The organism is Acidovorax sp. GW835-FHT14B10 (assembly GCF_058793725.1).
In genome coordinates, this window is sequence record NZ_JBXAGC010000010.1 from 114,055 (window position 1) to 131,118 (window position 17,064).

16 protein-coding genes and 3 pseudogenes are annotated in these 17,064 nt (G+C 65.1%); 9 read left to right on the forward strand and 10 right to left on the reverse strand.

Features of this window, described 5'->3' with window-relative positions; genetic code table 11:
- The first annotated feature begins 17 nt into the window (after window positions 1-17).
- The 4 genes from AC1Q5S_RS09965 (at window position 18) to AC1Q5S_RS09980 (ending at window position 2,410) form a co-directional block, all read left to right on the forward strand.
- Window positions 18-698, forward strand: coding sequence for a hypothetical protein (locus AC1Q5S_RS09965; RefSeq protein WP_492238781.1), 681 nt, complete (start codon window positions 18-20; stop codon window positions 696-698).
- Window positions 695-1,075 (forward strand): hypothetical protein, encoded by a 381-nt coding sequence (locus tag AC1Q5S_RS09970; protein WP_492238782.1) that lies wholly within the window; start codon window positions 695-697, stop codon window positions 1,073-1,075. Before AC1Q5S_RS09965 ends, AC1Q5S_RS09970 begins: the two co-directional genes overlap by 4 nt.
- Before the next feature lie 87 nt (window positions 1,076-1,162).
- On the forward strand, window positions 1,163-1,840 hold the full coding sequence (locus AC1Q5S_RS09975; protein WP_492238783.1) for a Rieske (2Fe-2S) protein: 678 nt from the start codon (window positions 1,163-1,165) through the stop codon (window positions 1,838-1,840).
- Between the two features lie 6 nt (window positions 1,841-1,846).
- Window positions 1,847-2,410, forward strand: coding sequence for a hydrogenase maturation protease (locus tag AC1Q5S_RS09980; protein WP_492238784.1), 564 nt, complete (start codon window positions 1,847-1,849; stop codon window positions 2,408-2,410).
- A 449-nt stretch (window positions 2,411-2,859) separates the two neighbouring features.
- On the opposite strand, the pseudogene AC1Q5S_RS09985 reads toward AC1Q5S_RS09980, so the two are convergent.
- The 3 genes and pseudogenes from AC1Q5S_RS09985 to AC1Q5S_RS09995 form a co-directional block, all read right to left on the reverse strand.
- Window positions 2,860-3,096 (reverse strand): annotated as a pseudogene (locus AC1Q5S_RS09985) (transposase domain-containing protein); the annotation flags it as partial.
- Window positions 3,087-3,212 (reverse strand): hypothetical protein, encoded by a 126-nt coding sequence (locus AC1Q5S_RS09990; RefSeq protein ID WP_492238813.1) that lies wholly within the window; start codon window positions 3,210-3,212, stop codon window positions 3,087-3,089. The gene AC1Q5S_RS09990 and the pseudogene AC1Q5S_RS09985, both read right to left, overlap by 10 nt.
- Window positions 3,213-3,223: 11 nt before the next feature.
- Window positions 3,224-3,715: pseudogene (locus AC1Q5S_RS09995) on the reverse strand (IS91 family transposase); the annotation flags it as partial.
- Window positions 3,716-3,771: 56 nt separating this feature from the next.
- Here AC1Q5S_RS09995 and AC1Q5S_RS10000 point away from each other — a divergent pair.
- A protein-coding gene (locus AC1Q5S_RS10000; RefSeq protein WP_492238764.1) for an IS5 family transposase occupies window positions 3,772-4,583 on the forward strand; the annotation gives its coding sequence in 2 pieces (ribosomal slippage) (window positions 3,772-4,102 and window positions 4,102-4,583; 813 coding nt in all).
- A gap of 113 nt (window positions 4,584-4,696) precedes the next feature.
- On the opposite strand, the gene AC1Q5S_RS10005 is transcribed toward AC1Q5S_RS10000, so the two are convergent.
- From AC1Q5S_RS10005 to AC1Q5S_RS10035, 7 genes are all read right to left on the reverse strand, one after another.
- A complete protein-coding gene (locus tag AC1Q5S_RS10005; RefSeq protein WP_492238785.1) occupies window positions 4,697-5,686 on the reverse strand; it encodes a tyrosine-type recombinase/integrase in 990 nt (329 codons plus the stop codon).
- The gene (locus AC1Q5S_RS10010) at window positions 5,683-6,534 is read right to left on the reverse strand and encodes a tyrosine-type recombinase/integrase (protein ID WP_492238786.1); all 852 of its coding nucleotides are present in this window, start codon (window positions 6,532-6,534) and stop codon (window positions 5,683-5,685) included. Before AC1Q5S_RS10010 ends, AC1Q5S_RS10005 begins: the two co-directional genes overlap by 4 nt.
- Before the next feature lie 515 nt (window positions 6,535-7,049).
- Complete coding sequence (locus tag AC1Q5S_RS10015) at window positions 7,050-7,655, reverse strand: hypothetical protein (RefSeq protein WP_492238787.1); 606 nt, start codon at window positions 7,653-7,655, stop codon at window positions 7,050-7,052.
- A 204-nt stretch (window positions 7,656-7,859) separates the two neighbouring features.
- A complete protein-coding gene (locus AC1Q5S_RS10020) occupies window positions 7,860-10,961 on the reverse strand; it encodes an error-prone DNA polymerase (RefSeq protein WP_492238788.1) in 3,102 nt (1,033 codons plus the stop codon).
- 15 nt (window positions 10,962-10,976) lie between these two features.
- Entirely contained in the window at window positions 10,977-12,296 is a 1,320-nt protein-coding gene (locus AC1Q5S_RS10025) for a Y-family DNA polymerase (RefSeq protein WP_492238789.1), read from the reverse strand.
- Window positions 12,238-13,056: a translesion DNA synthesis-associated protein ImuA gene (imuA, locus tag AC1Q5S_RS10030; protein WP_492238790.1), complete on the reverse strand. Its 819-nt coding sequence runs from the start codon at window positions 13,054-13,056 to the stop codon at window positions 12,238-12,240. The genes AC1Q5S_RS10025 and imuA overlap by 59 nt, the downstream gene beginning before the upstream one ends.
- A 130-nt stretch (window positions 13,057-13,186) precedes the next feature.
- Complete coding sequence (locus tag AC1Q5S_RS10035; protein WP_492238791.1) at window positions 13,187-14,152, reverse strand: SOS response-associated peptidase family protein; 966 nt, start codon at window positions 14,150-14,152, stop codon at window positions 13,187-13,189.
- 339 nt (window positions 14,153-14,491) lie between these two features.
- Between AC1Q5S_RS10035 and AC1Q5S_RS10040 the strand changes: the two genes are divergently transcribed.
- The 4 genes and pseudogenes from AC1Q5S_RS10040 to AC1Q5S_RS10055 all read left to right on the forward strand — a co-directional run.
- A complete protein-coding gene (locus AC1Q5S_RS10040) occupies window positions 14,492-14,713 on the forward strand; it encodes a hypothetical protein (RefSeq protein ID WP_492238792.1) in 222 nt (73 codons plus the stop codon).
- A gap of 10 nt (window positions 14,714-14,723) precedes the next feature.
- Window positions 14,724-15,377 carry a hypothetical protein gene (locus AC1Q5S_RS10045; protein WP_492238793.1) on the forward strand — a complete coding sequence of 218 codons (654 nt, stop codon included), beginning with the start codon at window positions 14,724-14,726 and terminating at the stop codon, window positions 15,375-15,377.
- 370 nt (window positions 15,378-15,747) lie between these two features.
- Window positions 15,748-16,395: a response regulator transcription factor gene (locus tag AC1Q5S_RS10050; protein ID WP_492238794.1), complete on the forward strand. Its 648-nt coding sequence runs from the start codon at window positions 15,748-15,750 to the stop codon at window positions 16,393-16,395.
- 12 nt (window positions 16,396-16,407) lie between these two features.
- Window positions 16,408-17,059 (forward strand): annotated as a pseudogene (locus tag AC1Q5S_RS10055) (LysR substrate-binding domain-containing protein); the annotation flags it as partial.
- Between the last annotated feature and the right edge of the window lie 5 nt (window positions 17,060-17,064).

Consider the following 17,064-nt stretch of genomic DNA (forward strand, 5'->3'; position numbering starts at 1 on the left):
GGACACAGAGGGGATATATGGGGCGCGTTGTCATCGGCATTGTCGGCTACTGCGAGTTCATTCGCGGCTACCCACTTGGCCCCGGGCTGATGGCACGATTGCGGGCCGGACCTTGGCCCCAGCCGGTCGAGATTCGCGAGATGAACTGGGGCCCGATCGCGATCGTCCAGGATTTCCAGGCGAGCGCCGAAAAGTATGACCGCGTGGTTCTGGTGGGCGCCGTTGACCGGGGCCTGGCGCCGGGTACAGTGATCTGTCGTCGCTGGGCGGGACGCGTGCAGGATGCGTTCGCCGTACAGCGCCGCGTGTTCGAGGCGGTGACGGGGGTCATCAGTATGGACAACCTGCTGGTGATTGGCGCTCACTTCGGTGTCTGGCCTGATCAATTGATCACCGTGGAGGTGCAGCTGTCGCAAAGCAGCCTGGGCGACTTCGTCCTCGCCGAGATCGAGGCGGGCCCGCAGGCCGGGCAACCGCCGGTCATCGGCGAGCGGGCGCTGACGCCGGGTTGCCTCGAACTGGTGGAGCGCATCGTTGAAATGAGCCGGTGTGCCGCGCTCGACGGCGCAGCGGCTGCGCAGGAAGTAGTGTCCCTGGCCACAGCTCAACTAACCCCTGTTGCCAGGGTCTGTCACTATGATTTCATGAACGAGGGCCGGTATTTCCGGCCAGCGGATGGCCAGGAGCAAGCTCAATGAACGCCGTGATGTCAGCCCATGGAAACAGCGCCTTGGACCGGCTGGTGGACCGGGAAGAGGTGCTGCAGATCTGCTACTGGTATCAGGGTGAAGGACTTGGGGACGTTTACACCCCGAAGCTGCTGGGTCCCTTCTTGAATCGGCCGCCTATGGAGATCGATGCCTCGCTGCAGGAACTTGCGCAGCTGGGGGACCTGGAGCCAGTGGCGCAGCCGACGGCGGGCTACCGTCTGACTGCAGCCGGAAAAAAAAAGGCCGGGCAGTTGTTTGCCGAAAGTTTTGCCGACTTCCAGAAACAGGGACACGGTGAATGCGATGCCGGTTGCTGCGACGGCGACGATCACTCGAAATGCGGCGACGAGTGCACGCTGCACTGAATCCGCCACTTGGTCACCCCGATGGCTAGCACTAGTCAAGTCAAATCCCCGCCAGCCCCGGAAGGTTTGCAGGCGCTTGTTGACTTCATGTCCAACGACGAGTGGGATCGCCTACTGGCTGACGTCAACCGGTTGGTCCAGAAAATGGAGGAACTGCCCCCTGGGGAGGTCAAGAGCGCGGTGTTTGAGCTGCTCCAGGGCGTCGACGCGATCCACCGGGAGGCCTTGCGGCGTCTGGTACGGCTGTTCAAGGAGGGAGTGCTGGAGAAAGTCGTTTCCGACCCGGCGATCCATACGCTGATGGAACTCTACGACCTGCTGCCGCAGCAGCCCGAAGAGGCCGCACCGGATAAGCCGAAACACAGGTACCCAACGATCCCGATCAAGGCCGAGTACGCGGCGCCCCTGGCCAAGACCCGTTACCCGCACTGGGTGCCGGTTTTGCAGTCCAGTGACGAGCTGGCGCCGCATGCGACACGCGAATTCGAGTTGGATGGACTCCCCGTGTTGCTGGTCCGACATGCAGACCAGCTGTTTGCTCTGGCATCCCGGTGCGCACGGGACGGCTCCTCGCTCCGGGGCGCCACGTTGAGCGGCTACACGCTGACTTGCCCGAACCACTACGGTTGTTATTACGATGTCCGCCAGGGCAGCCGGATCGGCAGCAGCGAGACGATCAACTGCTACCCGGTGAAGCTGGACGAGGACGGCAAAGTGCTGGTTGGGCTGGACATGGATTTCACGCCCCGCCTTCCGAGCTTCTAACGACGCATGAGCCCGGTCCGTCCAAGGATACTGATTGTTGGCGTTGGCAACGTGCTGCACGGCGATGATGGCTTCGGCGTGGAGCTCGCTTGGCGCCTCGCGAAGCAAGAGCTCCCGCCGGACGTCAAGGTCATGGAAACGGGCATCGGCGGGATGAGCGTCGTGCAAGAGTTGATGCGCGGCTACGACGCGGTGCTGCTGCTAGACGCCCACCAGTATGGCGGGCAGCCCGGCGAGTTGCGCCTGTTACAGCCGGTGTTGCCCGATCTCTCGGCGCTCGACGCGCATGCCCTGCGCGATTATTTCGCCGACACCCATTACGCCACGCCGATCCGCGCCCTGACGCTGCTTGAGCACCTGGGGCATCTGCCGCCATGCATTGCGGTCATCGGCTGCGAGCCAGCTCGGCACGAGGCCTTGGGGATGGGGCTCAGCACAGCGGTCGTACTGGCGCTCGATGAGGCCGAGCATATGGTGCACGAGTGGGTGGCCCGGCGACTGGAACTCATAGGTGCTCGCAACCAACACGCACCAGCAGGAGCCAGAACAGATAGGAAAGGCGGCGGTTGAGCTTGAAGTGACCGGCCGGTGAAGCCGGGGCCAGCATGGGCGATTTGCGGCCGATGGTCAGGAGGTTGCCGTAGTCCGTGTCGCGGTACGGTGGGGCATTCTAGTGCCAAGGTGGCCGGTCTGGCCTGCTTGGTTCAACGCTCGTGCGCGTCAAGCGCAACGCTGGCTACATAGAGGTTCGGCTCGACAACATGAGAAGCTGTTGATGGCCGCGTTGTCTCGGATCTCCCCATCACACGATTTGCAAGCTTGATCCTCCCATCTGCGACACGGAGGGCGGTCCTCGGTGTCGCAAGCCTACGCTGCTGTCTACGATTCCGGTATCAGCCCAGAGCGGCTGCCTCGACTTACTTTCCGCAGGTGGGGAATCCAATATGGCGCGAATTACCGTAAGCGATCAATTAACCGCGCCCTTGCGGGCCGGCACCGTCTTGTGATGGGTTCGCTGCTCAGTGTTGGCCGTCTGATCGGCGCTCGATCAGGGCAATCCGCCAGGGCAGCAAGGCCTCGTAGTCGTCGACGGTCTTTGCGTGCGGCAGTGCGGTCAGCAGCGCCGTGAGGTAGCGGTAGCCGTCGATGCCATTGACCTGGCAGGTCTGCAGCAACGAGTACAGGTTGGCGCTGGCGTTGGCTCCAGCCACGGTGTCGGCGAACAGCCAGGCGCGGCGCCCGACTATCATTGCGCGGTCATTCTGCCCATGTCGGGCAGGAAGTCGAGGTTTTCTACCGTTGGCACCCGCTGTACGGCCGACGGGTACGTCTGCAGTACCGGGAACGAAGAGCCACCGGCGAGATCGTTCACGTCGAGTTGCCGAAGGCAACGGGATCCTGTAGCGCAGCCAGGCCGTTGAAGAAGCGCAGATCCCCATTGTCGAAGGCGCTGCGCAACTGCGCCAGGAACAGGCGGCGAAACAGCCGCGACAGCACCCGCACCGGCAGGAAGAAGCCCGCTCGGCAGGCGATCCAGCGCTCGCCGTCCGGAGCCACCCCGCCGCCGGGCACGACGCAATGCAGATGCGGGTGATGCAGCAGGTTCTGGCCCCAGGTATGCAGGATGGCGATGAAGCCGATCTCGGCCCCGAGATGTTTGGGGTCGGCGGCGATGGTGCGCAGCGTCTCAGACGTGGCGTGAAACAGGATGTCGTACACCACGGCCTTGTTCTGGTACGCGATCGCGGCGACCTCCTGGGGCACGGTGAAGACGACGTGGAAGTACTCGACCGGCAAGAGCTCGGTCTGCCTGTCATGCAGCCACTGGGCGCGCACCAGCGACTGGCACTTCGGGCAGTGCCTGTTGCGGCACTTAGAGCGGCTAACAAAACGATGTCATCGCCAATCGCGCCAGAGGCGTTTGACGAGGCATGGCAAAAAACAAAAACAAAGAAGTCAGCGCGGCGCTATGGAAAAAGCTCAAGCCGTTGCTGCCCGTGGTGCAGCGTTCACCCAAAGGGGGAAGGCCGCGGCTGGACGATGAACTTGCCCTCAATGGCATCCTGTTCGTGCTGCGCACCGGTATCCCGTGGGAAGAGCTCCCGCAGGAACTGGGCTTTGGCAGCGGCATGACCTGCTGGCGCAGGCTGCGTGACTGGCAGGCTGCGGGGGTGTGGCATCGCCTGCACCGGGTATTGCTGGCCGAGCTGCGTGGTGCCGACCAGCTCGATCTCAGCCGTGTCAGCCTGGATGGAGCCAGCGTGCCCAGCCCCCGGGGGGCCCGCACACAGGCCCCAACCCCACGGACCGGGGCAAGCTCGGCAGCAAGCGCCACCTCGTCACGGACCGCCAGGGCATCCCGCTGATGTTCTGCGTCACCGGGGCCAACCGCCACGATTCGGTGGTCTTCGAAGAGTTGGTCGATGCGCTGCCGGCCGTCGGCGGCAAGCGGGGCAGGCCCCTGCGCTGGCCTGAGAAGCTGCATGCCGACAAGGGCTACGACTATCCGCGCTGCCGCGCGCATCTCAGACGCCGGGGCATCCAGGATCGCATCGCCCGCAAAGGCATCGAGCGCAATGACAGGCTCGGGCGTCACCGCTGGGTGGTCGAGCGCACGCATGCGTGGCTGGCCGCCTTCGGCAAGCTGCGCATCCGGTTTGAGCGTCGCATCGATACTCATCTGGCCTTGCTGTCTCTGGCATGTTGCGTCATCTGTATTCGCACATTGCACACGTTTTGTTAGCCGCTCTTAATGGGTCGCACTCCATTACTTGCCTTATGGTGACTGCTCCGTTGCGGAGAGCACGGGCGCCGAATCGGCTTGAAGGCGGGGTCCGGCGTGCGTGCAGCTCTCCATTACTTCTTGGCCTTCAGCAACGCGATCAGCCGGTCTGGCGGTCGGAATTTGCCCTTGCGAAGGTTGGGCGGAACGATCTGCTCGATGGCCTCCAGCTTCTGGCCTGGGTCGGCGCGAACGTAGACCTCGGTCGTGGCGAGGTTGGCGTGTCCAAGCCAGAGCGATACCTTGCGGATGTCCTGCGTGGCCTGCAGCACCATCATTGCGCAGGTGTGGCGCAGGACATGGGGAGACGCCTGCTTGCTGGCCAACGACGCGCATCGCTCACTGGCCGTCAGGACATGGCGTCGAAGAATGTACGCCACGCCCCAGCGACTCAAGGGATCGCCGCGGGCGTTGACGAACACCTCCGGCGTTGCGAGGGCGCCGCGCTCCGCCAGCCACGCCCGCAATGCGGCTGCGGCTGGCTTCCACAAGGGCAATACGCGTTCTCGACGGCCCTTGCCAAGCACACGAACGCTCGCCGACTGCGCGCCCACGTCGGCGATGCACAGGCCCGTCAACTCCGACACCCGCAGGCCAGCACATACCGCCAGATGCAGCATCGCCCGATCCCGGACTCCCTCTCGGGTCGTCGGCTCAGGTGCGTCGAGCAAGGCCTGAACCTCGTCCCTGTCGAAATGCCCGACCAGCCGCGTATCGGTTCGCTTGAACGGGATTGCAAGGACGCGGCGGATTTGCTCGAGCGCTGCCGGCTCACGATGTTGCAGGAACCGGAAGAATGATCGAATGGCCGCCAAGCGGACGTTGCGCGTCTGCGCGGAATTGCCCCGGTCAATCTCCAGGTGCCGCAGAAAGGCCGCGATCAAGGTCGCGTCCAGTTGGTCCAGCCGAAGAGCCGACGGTGCGACCTTGAGCTTGGACGCCGCAAACTCGAACAACGCCTGGAAGCTATAGGCGTAGGAGTCACAGGTGTGGCTGCTCGCGCCGCGCTGTTGAGCTAGGTGATCACGCAGGAAGGCTTCGATATGAGGGGCGATCGAGCTCATGACCGCTCTCCTGTAAAGAACCGCTCGCCGGCGGCGGCGATATCCATGAGCAACTCGGCGGTGGTCTGCAAGTACCAGTACGTCGCATCGATGTTCGCGTGCCCGAGATAGGTCGCCAACGCCACCATGTGCTGTCCGACGCGTTGACGACCCGTGGGCGCTGACTCCAACGCCCTGACAGCGAACGTGTGCCTCAGCTCGTGCAGCCTCGGGCGGTGCCCGTGCGACCCCTGCACGCCCGCAGCCTTCAGCATTGTTCCGAAGACCGGGTACACCGCGCGATATGTCAACGGCTGACCGTTGCTTCCGACGAAGACATGGTCGCCTCCAGGGTGCATCCGCCGGCGCTTATTCAGGTAGCTTCGCAGGGCCGCCAAAGCGGTGTCGTGCAGCGGGACCAGGCGCGTCTTCTGGAACTTGGTCTTGCGGATCAGCAGACCCTCCGACGTGACGTCGCCCACACGCAGGCCCAAAGCCTCGGACACCCGCATGCCAGTGGCGGCCAGCAAGCCGATCAGGGTGGCATATGTGTGCGGCCGCAACGTGCCTCGTGGAGTGAGCCGGCTGGCGGCCAGCATGAGCCGGCGAATCTCGTCAGGTGAGTAGATGTGCGGGACGCGGCGAGTCTTCTTGTGGCCGAAGTAGTTCGGCGGCGGCAGTTCATGGCCGGGGTCTTCCAGGCGCAGTTGACTCGCAAACTTGCAGACGGCCCGATGGCGGGTGTGCCGTTGTGCGACCGACGGGCCCTGGCTGGCCCACTCGATGACCGTTGTCGTTCGCACATGTCGTTCTCCGCGCGCGGCGGCAAATCTGGCGAAGCTGCGCAGCAGGTACTCGGCATTGCTCATCGCAAATCCGGCCGCCCGCCGCAGCGCCAGATAGCCCGGAACACGTGGCTTGGTGCGCTGAGCTCCGTGCGATTCCCTTCAGAAAGACGGCCAAAGCGACCTTGACCTACTTGGACAAGCCGGAAATGGACGCATTACTGGAAGCTCCCGATCGGTGTATGCCATTGGGCAGTCGCGATTAGCTTGGCGGAGTTGCTCACCGCGGTCGTTCCCGACAGGGTTCGCCGCCAGCGGCGGGATGCCGTACTGGCCTCAAAGGCAGAACTGAGTCTGCTGCTCGACTCTGACCTCGTACCGGTACTGGCAGGGGACAGACCATACCGAACGACCGCTGTTCTCGAACATCGATTCCGAGGCGCGATTGCCGGAAGGCAGCTTTCTGGGTGGAGCCGTCAGTCGGCTCGAGAATCGCCAGAGACGACTTTGGGCACCTAAGAGCCAGTCAAGTCTCTGACCTCACTGCTCGGTAGCTGCCCTTCGCATGCAGGGAAACGATAGCGGATCGCGCTGTGCGCTCACCTGGCAGTTACGCCCGTAGGCTTCAGTTCCACGCGATCACCACTGAGGTCCAGGTAGTTGGGATCGTCACCGCAGATCCAGCGCAGCACCTGGCCCGGCGGCTGCGGGTTGCGGCTGAACGCAGCGACGGCCCTACGGTATTGCTCGGCGGTGGTCCTAGACGCGAGCAGCCGCGGGAGAAAGGCTTGCAGCCAAATCAAGCTGTCTTTGCCGACGTCAGAGCCGAAGACCTGCACGTCGCCGTCGTAGTCGAGCACGAGGATGAAGTAGTTGCCGCTGTCGAGCATGTGTCCAAGCACGCTGCGTACGACCGGGCTGTTGGGATTGAGCAGCACATGGTAGGTAGCGAAGCCTCGGAACTCGAACGTCAATTGCACGACCTCGAAGTTGTCGCCGCCAAGCACGCATTGCCCCAATTCGAACCCTCGGCTCGACACCGTTGCGGGGATGATCTCATGCGGGCGGAGTGCGATCAGGCCGAAGGCCTGCTGGCGCTCCTCGATCATGCCGAGCGCGCAACTCGGCTCCTCGGCCGAGAGCAGCGTTTCGACAAAGGCGCGGTTCATGGCCAGGCCGGGCAACGAGGGGGAGATGTAGCTCATAGGGCTCCAAAATCTGCGGCGGGGGAAACGTCTTCCATGCGGTACGGCATCACGGTCGAATCGACTGCGATCGCATCGGCTGATTGCGCTCGACCAGACCTATCGCGCACGGTAGCATTTTCGCGCGTGCGGAAGTAACTGTTGGGGACGCCGTGGCAGCGGAAGGCTCAGGGGGTGGCCAACACATTGGCGGGTGGGCACCGTCTACCGGAAGTTGCGGCTTGCGGCGCTGCCTGCCAAGCGACCCAGCAGGGGCGTCAGGTCCTCAAGGTGGCCGGCAACGACGTTCCGGACCTCCCCCTCGCGCTGCCAGACGCCCCGCACCGCCAGAAGATGGGCACGCAGGAGCACGTCGCGCTGCCGCTCACGCAGGCTCTTCCAGCAGATGACCTGCACCACGCCCGTCTCGTCCTCGAGCGAGACGAAGATGGTGCCGTTGGCGGTGCTGGGTTGCTGGCGCAGCGTCACGATGCCGCAGCATCGGACCAGGCGACCGTTCGGGAGGTCGCGCAGATCATGGGCCGTCTTCCAGCCGCGCGCGGCCAGGGCCGGCCGCAGCAACGCGAGCGGATGCCGCCGCAGCGTGAGGCCCAAGGAGGCATAGTCCCAGACGATTTCCTCTCCCTCGGGCGCCTGCGGCAACTCCAGATACTCTTCGTCGATCGGAGCTGCGCGCAGCAGCGCCGGCGCGGGCTTCAGGGCCGCTGCGTCCCACACCTGCTGCCGCCGGTGCCCCGAAAGACTGCGCAGAGCATCCGCGGCGGCCAGCAGTTTCATTTCGTGCTGCTGCAGGCCGGCGCGACGCGCGAGGTCGTCGGCGCTCTCGAAGGGTGCCTGAGCCCGAGCGCGCATGATCCTTTCCGCGGCGTCCGCCTTGAGCTTGTCGACCATTCGTAGGCCCAGGCGCACCGCTGGAGGATGCGGCAAGTCCTCGAGGGTGCAGTCGATCTCGCTGGTCATCACGTCGACGCCGCGCACCTCCACGCCGTGGCGCTTCGCGTCCTGGACCAGCTGCGAGGGGGAATAGAAGCCCAGGGGCTGGCTATTCAACATGGCAGCCAGGAACTCCGCGGGGTGGTGGCACTTGATCCAGCAGCTCGCGTAGACCAGCAGGGCGAAGGATGCAGCATGGCTTTCTGGGAATCCGTACTCGCTGAAGCCCTTGATCTGCTCGAAGATGCTCTTGGCGAAGGCCTCGTCGTAGCCGCGCGCGGTCATGCCGTTCACGAGCTTGTCGTAGTACTTCTCCAGTCCGCCCTTGCGGCGCCAAGCTGCCATCGAGCGCCGCAGTGCGTCGGCCTCGCCGGCGGTGAAGCCGGCGGCCAGCATGGCGATCTGCATCACCTGCTCCTGGAAGACCGGCACGCCGAGCGTGCGCCCCAAGGCTTCGCGCAGGGCCTCGCTCGGGTAGGTGACGGTCTCCTTGCCCTGCCGGCGACTCAGGTAGGGATGCACCATGCCGCCCTGGATCGGGCCCGGCCTGACTAGCGCGACTTCGATGACCAGGTCGTAGAAGCAGCGCGGCTCGAGGCGCGGCAGCATGGACATTTGGGCCCGGCTCTCGATCTGGAACACCCCCACGGTATCCGCCTTGCAGACCATGTCGTAGGTCTCGTTGTCTTCCGCCGGAATGTCCTGCATCGCGAACGCGTAGCCCTTGCGCTGGCTGATGAACTCCAGCGACTTGCGGATCGCGGTAAGCATGCCCAGCGCAAGCACGTCGACCTTCAGCAGGCCCACGGCGTCCAGATCGTCCTTGTCCCACTCGATCACGGTTCGGTCCGGCATGGACGCGTTCTCGATGGGGACCATGCGGCAAAGAGGGCCCCGCGTGAGGACAAAACCACCGACGTGCTGCGACAGGTGCCGCGGGAACCCCAGGAGCTGCGAGGTGAGCTCCAGCAGCTGCTGGACCTGCGGGTCCTCGGCGGACAGGCCCAGTTCCGCCAGCTCCTCGGCCCGGACGGTGCCCGCGTCCCACCAGTGGTGGTCCTTGGCCAGCGCGTCGACCATGTCCGGGTCGAACCCCAGGGCCTTGCCCACGTCGCGGATCGCCGACTTGGGCCGGTAGCTGATGACGGCTGCGGTCAGCGCTGCCCGTTTCCGGCCGTACCGGGAATAGAGGTACTGGATGACCTCCTCGCGCCGCTCGTGCTCGAAGTCGACGTCGATGTCTGGCGGCTCGTTGCGCTCGCGCGAGATGAAACGCTCGAAAAGCGTGCTCATGCGGGCCGGGTCGACCTCCGTCACGCCCAGGCAGAAGCACACCACCGAGTTGGCAGCTGACCCTCGACCCTGGCACAGGATCTGGCGCGATCGCGCGAACCGGACGATGTCGAACACCGTCAGGAAATAATGCTCGTAGCGAAGCTCGGCGATCAGCTCGAGCTCGTGCTCGATCTGGGTCTGCACCTTCTCCGGGACGCCATCCGGCCAGCGGCGCCCAGCCCCTTCATAGGTGATCCGGCGCAGGTAGCTCGTAGACGTCTCGCCGGCGGGTACAACTTCGTCCGGATATTGGTAGCGCAGTTCGTCCAGCGAGAAGTCGCACAGGGTGGCGATGCGCAACGTCTCCTGAAGCAAGTCCTCCGGATAAAGCTGCGCCAGGCGAAGCCGGGTGCGCAGGTGCCGCTCCGCGTTGGGCTGCAGGGCCTCGCCGCACTCAGTGAGCGGCCTGCGCACGCGGGTGGCGGTCAGCACGTCCTGCAGGGGTTTGCGCGATCGCACGTGCATGTGCACGTCGCCGGCGGCGGCCAGCCGGATACCGCATCGCGCGCTGGTCTGCCGGAGCAGATGCAGCCACATCTCATCGCCCAGCTCCCGCTCGCGCAGCGCGATCATCCACGTGCGGCCCTCAAAGTGCCCCAGGGCCCACCGGGCGATCTCGTCCAGGTCCTGCTGCTGCAGGCCTCGGTGCGGAGCCACCAGCACCAGGCAATCGTCGAGCTCGGGGCCCGCGATCTGCTCGATGGGCAGCGCATAGGTGCCCTTGTCGGAGGCACGGCGCAGGCGCGTGATGAACTCGCAGAGGTTGCCGTAGCCCTGCAGGTTGCGCGCCAGCACGACCAGCGTGAAGGGAGCCTTCGCGGCCACTTCGAACTGCGCGCCCACGAGCAGCTTCAGGCCGACCTCCTTGGCTGCGACGTGTGCCCGCACGATGCCTGCCATGGAGCACTCGTCGGTGATGGCCAGCGCGGCGTACCCGAGCGCGTGCGCGCGCTTGACCAGTTCCTCTGCCTGGCTGGCGCCGCGCAGGAAGGAGAAGTTGGACAAGCACCAAAGCTCGGCGTACTGGGTGAGTTTCATGGCGGCGCCCTACTCTCACGCGAACACGCCCTGGAGGTACCAGGCTGATTTGTCGCTGCCCAGGCGTGCCTGGAAGATCCAGAGCACGCCGGCATGCTGGCTGAGGGCCACCCAGTAGTCGCGAACGACGATCTGCGCCGCGGGCCGGCCGGCCGCGTCGGGAATGCGATGCCACCAGCCGCCTTCGACACGATGTGGGCCAGACAGAAGCACCAGGGGGCCTTGGTACATCGGGCGGTCCCCGCGGCTGGCCAGCTTCAGCGGCGTTGGCAAGGCGAACGTCGGCTGCGGAAGCTGAGACGTGTGCGCCGGCTGGCGCGGCAGCGGCTGCTGCGCGGGCTGCCAGTGCACCATCCACTCCATCCGGTGGTCGGCGGCCGCCACGGGCCGCAGCACCCGCTCGGGTCCAAGCCGCGCGGCGACGCGCTCCAGGACCAACGCCAGCGACTCGCTGGACTGGGCCGGATCCGGCAGGAGGGCTGCACTCTTCTCCTCCATCGCGTGGACCTCGTCGGCCACGAGCTCAAGGTCGCCCACGGGCGCCTTCAGTTGCACCTTGGCTAGGTTCTCGGCGAGCAGCCGGCTCAGGTGCTCGATGTTGCGCGTGACCTCGGCCGTGCGGATCGTGATCTCGCCGCCGTCGCCGGCCGTCTTGGAGCGCATCACGTCGTGGCACCAGCGCAGGGTGAAGGCGGCGATCCCGCCGCGCCTGGCAGCCAGCCACCCGCAAAGCTGCAGCAGCAGGCGCCTCGCGCCGAAAAGCAGCGCCGGCGCGACTTCCACGCGGGAGAGCAGCTCGAGCCGCTGCGCGAACCGGTCCGGGAGGGGCACCCAGGCGTGGCTTTCCGGGCGGGTGCCGTAGGCCTGGTCCAGGGCCAGCAGGAGGGCGGCGTCGAACCGCCGAGCGATCCCGCCGCGCGGCAGCGCCCGGACGTCGGCGAGCGTGCGGCAGCCAAGCCGCGACAGGGTAGCCTCATGCACGCGGGCCGCGCGGACTGTCTGGAAAGGCAATACGTCCAGCACCTGCTGGAGCGGGCCGGAGAAGCCGTTGGTCAGACCGGCGCGCGCGAGCGCGAGCGCCGCCAGGCTGGTGGGGGCCCAGCTCGGGGGCGACAGGCCCAGCTCAGCGCACTCTGCCTTGAGCCGCTCGACCAGCCGGCGCTTGCCGCCGAACAGGCGCGTGCTGGCCTCCAGCTCCACGGCGACCGCCGACGCCTCCAGGATCGCGACACGGGGGGTGTATTGGAGAGCCCAAGTCGCAATGCCGTTGAGGTCATCAGTGGACGGCGAGCTGCTTGGCGGGTCGACTGCGGGGAGCAGCGCTGCCCACAGCATCGACTGCCTCCGGGGTTTGAAACATGCGGCTGGGGGTGCTCAGGCGCGGCGTGAGGACCGCAGCGAGCCCGCCGGGCACCGACGGCAGCTGCAGCGGAGCGGCATGGACCGGCCCGCGGCGCTTGAAGACCTCGACCTGCAACTCCCAGTCCAGTCCATAGGTGGCGTGCACACGCAGCGGCGCCGCCGAGGATTCGTGGCGGGTGGCCTCCGGCCGGCACAGGAAGATGGGCGCGTCGCAGGCGAGCGAGCAAACCTGCAGGCGGCGGATCTGCTCCTGCCTGGCCTGCGGCAGCCAGGCGACCACCGCGCCCACGGAGTTCGACTTGATCAGCTGCTCGGTGACCCACAGCCGCTCGGCCGGCGTGTTCGCCTGGATCCACACCAGCTTGCGCTGGTCCAGCCCGGCATGCACCAGGCCCGGAAGGTGTGGCGATTTCGGGGGGGCAACCAGGATCACCTCTCCGCCGCGAGCGACAAGTGCGGCCAAGCCGCCGCAAAGCAGGCGCCATTCCACCACGGCCGGTTGCGGCGTCAGGATCTCGGTGAGCGAGCGAAGCGGCCAGCCGCCACCGGGCAGCTCGCGATCCAGCGTGTCCCAGCCCGTGGTGATCGTGTCGGTGACATTGGAGCCCAGCTCGCTTCCGCGCCACACTCCCTGGGGAATCTCACCTTCGATGACCTGCGGCCGCCCGCGCCGTACCGGCTCGGCCGCGGCGTCGGGGTCTTCCGACCAGTGAGGTACTGCAATGGCGGGCATGGCTCGAATACTGGTGTTTCATACAGTATCCCACATTCCGGCCAGCCAGGGGACAGTTTTCCCGGTCGGGCTGCCTCAGGAGCCCGGCAGCCGGCAGGGTTCTTGGGCGTTCGTCCGAGCCGCTGTGGTGCTACGCCGCCTTCAGCCAGCGGTGCTCGTAGTACGGCCGAGCACGGTCTTCCAGGATTGCGTCCAGCGAGGCCAAGTCGGACGCGACCGGGCTCAGCCAAGCCCGCAGGTTCTCCGGTTTGATGGGCACGGGGCATCGGTCGTGGCCGGCAGCCGACACCTCCGGGGGCGGCTCGTCGGTGATGGCGGCGAAGGACAGGAGGTCAGGTTGGCCCGCGCCCGTCCACCGCGACCAGAGGCAGGCCACCAGCATGTCCTGTTGCGGCCGTGGCTTGAACTCCAGCACCACGTTCGAGGGCGCTTCCCCGTCGGCGAGCTCGCGGCCTTCGGCGCGGTGCCGGTTAACGTTCTCAAAGAACGAGTTCATCACGACGATGCCGTGAGAGTAGCCGTACAGGCCCTTCCAGAACCCTTTGAGGTTGTCACGGCGCGCGTTGTAGGTGCCCGGGTACTTCGTGTCATAGAAGGCAGGCTTACCGGCGGGTCGGCACTGGTAGCGCATCGGTTTCACCACCAGCTGGCCGTTTTCCATCACCAGCACCGGCGCGTACCACTGCGGGAAGATCCGCGCGTCTCGCTCCTGCGGCTCGGTGCGCTTCAGGTCCGCGATACGCTCGAGCGCCCGATCGACCTTGTCGGTGGCGATCCGCTTGCTCTCAGCGGCCGCCTTGGTGGTCTTTTCCGCGAGTTTGCGTTCAGCGTCGGCAAGACGCCGGCGCTGTTTGAAAAGCTCCTGCTCCAGCTGGGCCTGCTGCCGAGTGTTGAATTTCCGGATGAGGGCACGGATCTCCTGCACGTCATCGTCGTCGGAGCTCGTGAAGGCATCGCACATGGCCTTCGGCACTTTGACCTTCGGGTCAACGGGAAGTGTCCAGACGAACTTCACGAATTCTTTGATGTCCAGGATCGCTCCGTACGCCTTCACGTACTTTCGGTAGTCGGCCCAAATCTGAGCGGAGTAGCACATGGAGGAACCCTCATGGAAATCAGGAGATTAACGATACAGGAAAGCGCCCTCCTCTACTCGAACAGCGTTACCGCTCTGGGATCCCGCGCGCAACTGGCTGCATACTTTCAATTGGCCATTGGTGCGCCCAGGCCTGGGCCAAGTAAGCTATATCGTTGTCTCAACTGGATGTTTCAGAGAGGATCGGTGGGCATGCAAAAAGAGATTTGGCGAAGCAGGAGTCCTGTTCCGATGGCCCCCTCTATAACTGCTAAAACTAGCCGGGGGGTTCGATGGGTATTGGCCGCTGCATGTGGGTTCGGTGTGCTGTCAATTCTTGCGATCTGCGCAGCGAGCAGCATGGGTTTCCTGCGCCTAAGCCCTTCCCATGTGGTTGGCCTGGCCGTAATCATCGGGTTGATGGTGTTGGCCGGGTTGATGTTGGTGCTCGAGGCGGTCAGTTCGAGCTACGGACGCGACGAGCTTCACTACGACGAAGGACTTTCGACTATAACGGTGCCGCCAGCGCCGCTTGGCTCTCAGAAGCCGCGCCGCCGGGACCACCTCACGCTCATCAAATAGGCCTGTGCTCATGCCGACCATTCAGTTCCAGGAAGCCGCGCCTGTGCTCTGGTTCGTTCTGATTCATGCGGCGCATAGGGGGACAGAACGAGAACGACTGATCCACAACTCGGGACTGCCGCGAATGCTGAACGTCACGGGGCGCTGGTCCTCGCATCCGACCCGGGAAGTTCCTGTGCTTGTCTGGCGTGATCGCGCGGCTGCCCAGGAGGCTGAAGCGCAGTGCCGAGTGCGTCGGGGGAATGGGGTCGTCGTCAGTAGCTTTGGGAGCTCTGGGATAGAACTCGGGAGGGAACTGACTCTGTTCACGCCCACCCATCTCGCCGCGCTTGCGGGGTATCTGCCCTACGCCGCAACCGCGGCGGTGAAGGCGGAGGCTGCGCGCGTGAAGGCGCTTGCGAGCGCTGCATTCCTTGTCGCGCGGGCTGCGGGCAACGAGCAGTTGGCGCAGCGCGCCCGCGAACTGTCTCCGAAGGCTGGCGCCGGCGCGGCCGATTACCTCACGGGAAAGGCGGGAGGTGCGGTGGCGCAGGCCATCGTATCGGGCATGGTCGCAGCAGACGCTATCGTGACGCGCGAGCACGTGGCCGCCGCCGTAGAGATCGCCGAGGTTGTGGTTGCGGAGCGGCTAAGGGCGGCCGGTTTCGGCCGACCCGGCTACTAAGGGGCTGCCGGACGCACCGGTGCTGTGTCCGCCCATCGTGCGAGGCGCCCTTCCCAACGTTTGGGCCGGCATCTTACCAACACAGTTTTGTGACAGCCAAAAGAAAAAAGCCCCGGCAGCTGAGTGCTGTCGGGGCTTTGAGGTTCTGGTTCGGTCAGGCGATGGCCGGGACCTTCACCTTGCGCGCCGGCTTCTGGACGGTGACCTTGGCCTGCATCCAGGGGTGATCTCGGTTTCGGTGCAAATCGTAGCGGTTTGAATCCAGGGTAAACCCTTGGTTTTTTGCGACTTCATGGTCAGTGTTTCGCGGACGCCAGTCCCCTGTCATGATCCTTGCGCCCGCGCCGCCCGGCGCTGACGGAGAAACGCAGTGTCGAGTTTCCACCTGAGCTTTGTTGCGGCGGTCGAGCAGGCGGGCACGGCAAATCAATGCGGCGTTTGCGGCGAGGTAACGAACGGGCGAGTGCTTCGCTGCCAGCAGGCAGGGTTTACCCTAGATTCAAACCGCTACGATTTGCACCGAAACCGAGATCACCCCCTGGTGCTCGACGTGCGGATGCCCGGCCTGAGCGGACTCGAGCTTCAGCGCGAACTCGCCGACGCGGGCCATCGGATCCCCATCATTTTCATCACCGGCCACGGTGACATCCCGATGACCGTTCGCGCGATGAAAGCCGGGGCGGTCGAATTCCTGCCGAAGCCCTTTCGCGATCAGGACCTGCTCGACGCCATCGCGCAGTCGCTCGAGCGAGACGAGGCGGCCCGGCAACAGCGCACAGAGCTGGCCGATATCCAGGCCAGATACGACACGCTAACAGCGCGCGAGCGGGAGGTGATCGTCCTGATCGTCCGCGGCATGCTCAACAAGCAGGCCGCCGCCGAACTCGGCATCACGGAGATCACGATCAAGGTCCATCGCCACAACATCATGGAGAAGATGAAGGCCCGATCGCTGCCGGAGCTGGTGCGAATGATCGAAAAGCTCCGCCCGATCGATGTGGCGAACAAGAGCCGCTGAATCCGACTGGCGTTGCGGGTCGGCGCAGTAACCACAGCCGAGTACCTGCTTCCGCCGCTGCTGGTGACCTTCGGAACACCCGAACGTGAAGGTCAAGCTGCAGGTCGGCAATCGCGCCGAGATCGTGCGCATGCTCGCCGGCCACGAGGTCGACATCGCCATCATGGGGCGGCCACCCGGCGAGCTGAAAACGGTCTCTACCGCGTTTGCGAAACACCCCATGGCCTTCATTGCGACGCCCAAGCACCCGCTGATGTCGCAGCGAAAGCTCACACTGACAGACCTTGTTGGCGCGAACCTGCTGGTGCGTGAGCGCGGTTCGGGTACGCGCACGACCCTGGAGCGACTGTTCAAGGACGAAGGCATTCCCTTGCGCATCGGCTCGGAACTGTCGAGCAACGAGGCCATCAAACAGATGTGCGCCGCCGGTTTCGGGGTGGCATTCCTGTCTTTGCACACTTGTGGCCTCGAGCTGGATGCCGGCCTGTTGAAACTGCTGCCACTGGCGGGCAACCCCGTCGAACGCGAGTGGTTCGTGATGCACCTGGCCTCGACACAACTGGCTCAGGTGGCGGCGGCGTTCGAACGGTTTCTTGTCGAGCACGGACAGCGTCATATCGACAAGCAGTTGCGGCGCACACCCCACCGCTCCCCCCGCCCCTGAGATCA

Bases quoted from the DNA above. Each gene is read 5' to 3' on its own strand.
- AC1Q5S_RS10045 (WP_492238793.1), top strand. From the start codon at position 14,724: ATGCCGACCATTCAGTTCCAGGAAGCCGCGCCTGTGCTCTGGTTCGTT.
- AC1Q5S_RS09975 (WP_492238783.1), top strand. From the start codon at position 1,163: ATGTCCAACGACGAGTGGGATCGCCTACTGGCTGACGTCAACCGGTTG.
- AC1Q5S_RS10020 (WP_492238788.1), bottom strand. From the start codon at position 10,961: ATGAAACTCACCCAGTACGCCGAGCTTTGGTGCTTGTCCAACTTCTCC.
- imuA (WP_492238790.1), bottom strand. From the start codon at position 13,056: ATGCCCGCCATTGCAGTACCTCACTGGTCGGAAGACCCCGACGCCGCG.
- AC1Q5S_RS09965 (WP_492238781.1), top strand. From the start codon at position 18: ATGGGGCGCGTTGTCATCGGCATTGTCGGCTACTGCGAGTTCATTCGC.
- AC1Q5S_RS10005 (WP_492238785.1), bottom strand. From the start codon at position 5,686: ATGAGCTCGATCGCCCCTCATATCGAAGCCTTCCTGCGTGATCACCTA.
- AC1Q5S_RS10015 (WP_492238787.1), bottom strand. From the start codon at position 7,655: ATGAGCTACATCTCCCCCTCGTTGCCCGGCCTGGCCATGAACCGCGCC.
- AC1Q5S_RS10040 (WP_492238792.1), top strand. From the start codon at position 14,492: ATGGGTTTCCTGCGCCTAAGCCCTTCCCATGTGGTTGGCCTGGCCGTA.
- AC1Q5S_RS10035 (WP_492238791.1), bottom strand. From the start codon at position 14,152: ATGTGCTACTCCGCTCAGATTTGGGCCGACTACCGAAAGTACGTGAAG.
- AC1Q5S_RS10025 (WP_492238789.1), bottom strand. From the start codon at position 12,296: ATGCTGTGGGCAGCGCTGCTCCCCGCAGTCGACCCGCCAAGCAGCTCG.
- AC1Q5S_RS10010 (WP_492238786.1), bottom strand. From the start codon at position 6,534: ATGAGCAATGCCGAGTACCTGCTGCGCAGCTTCGCCAGATTTGCCGCC.
- AC1Q5S_RS09970 (WP_492238782.1), top strand. From the start codon at position 695: ATGAACGCCGTGATGTCAGCCCATGGAAACAGCGCCTTGGACCGGCTG.
- AC1Q5S_RS09980 (WP_492238784.1), top strand. From the start codon at position 1,847: ATGAGCCCGGTCCGTCCAAGGATACTGATTGTTGGCGTTGGCAACGTG.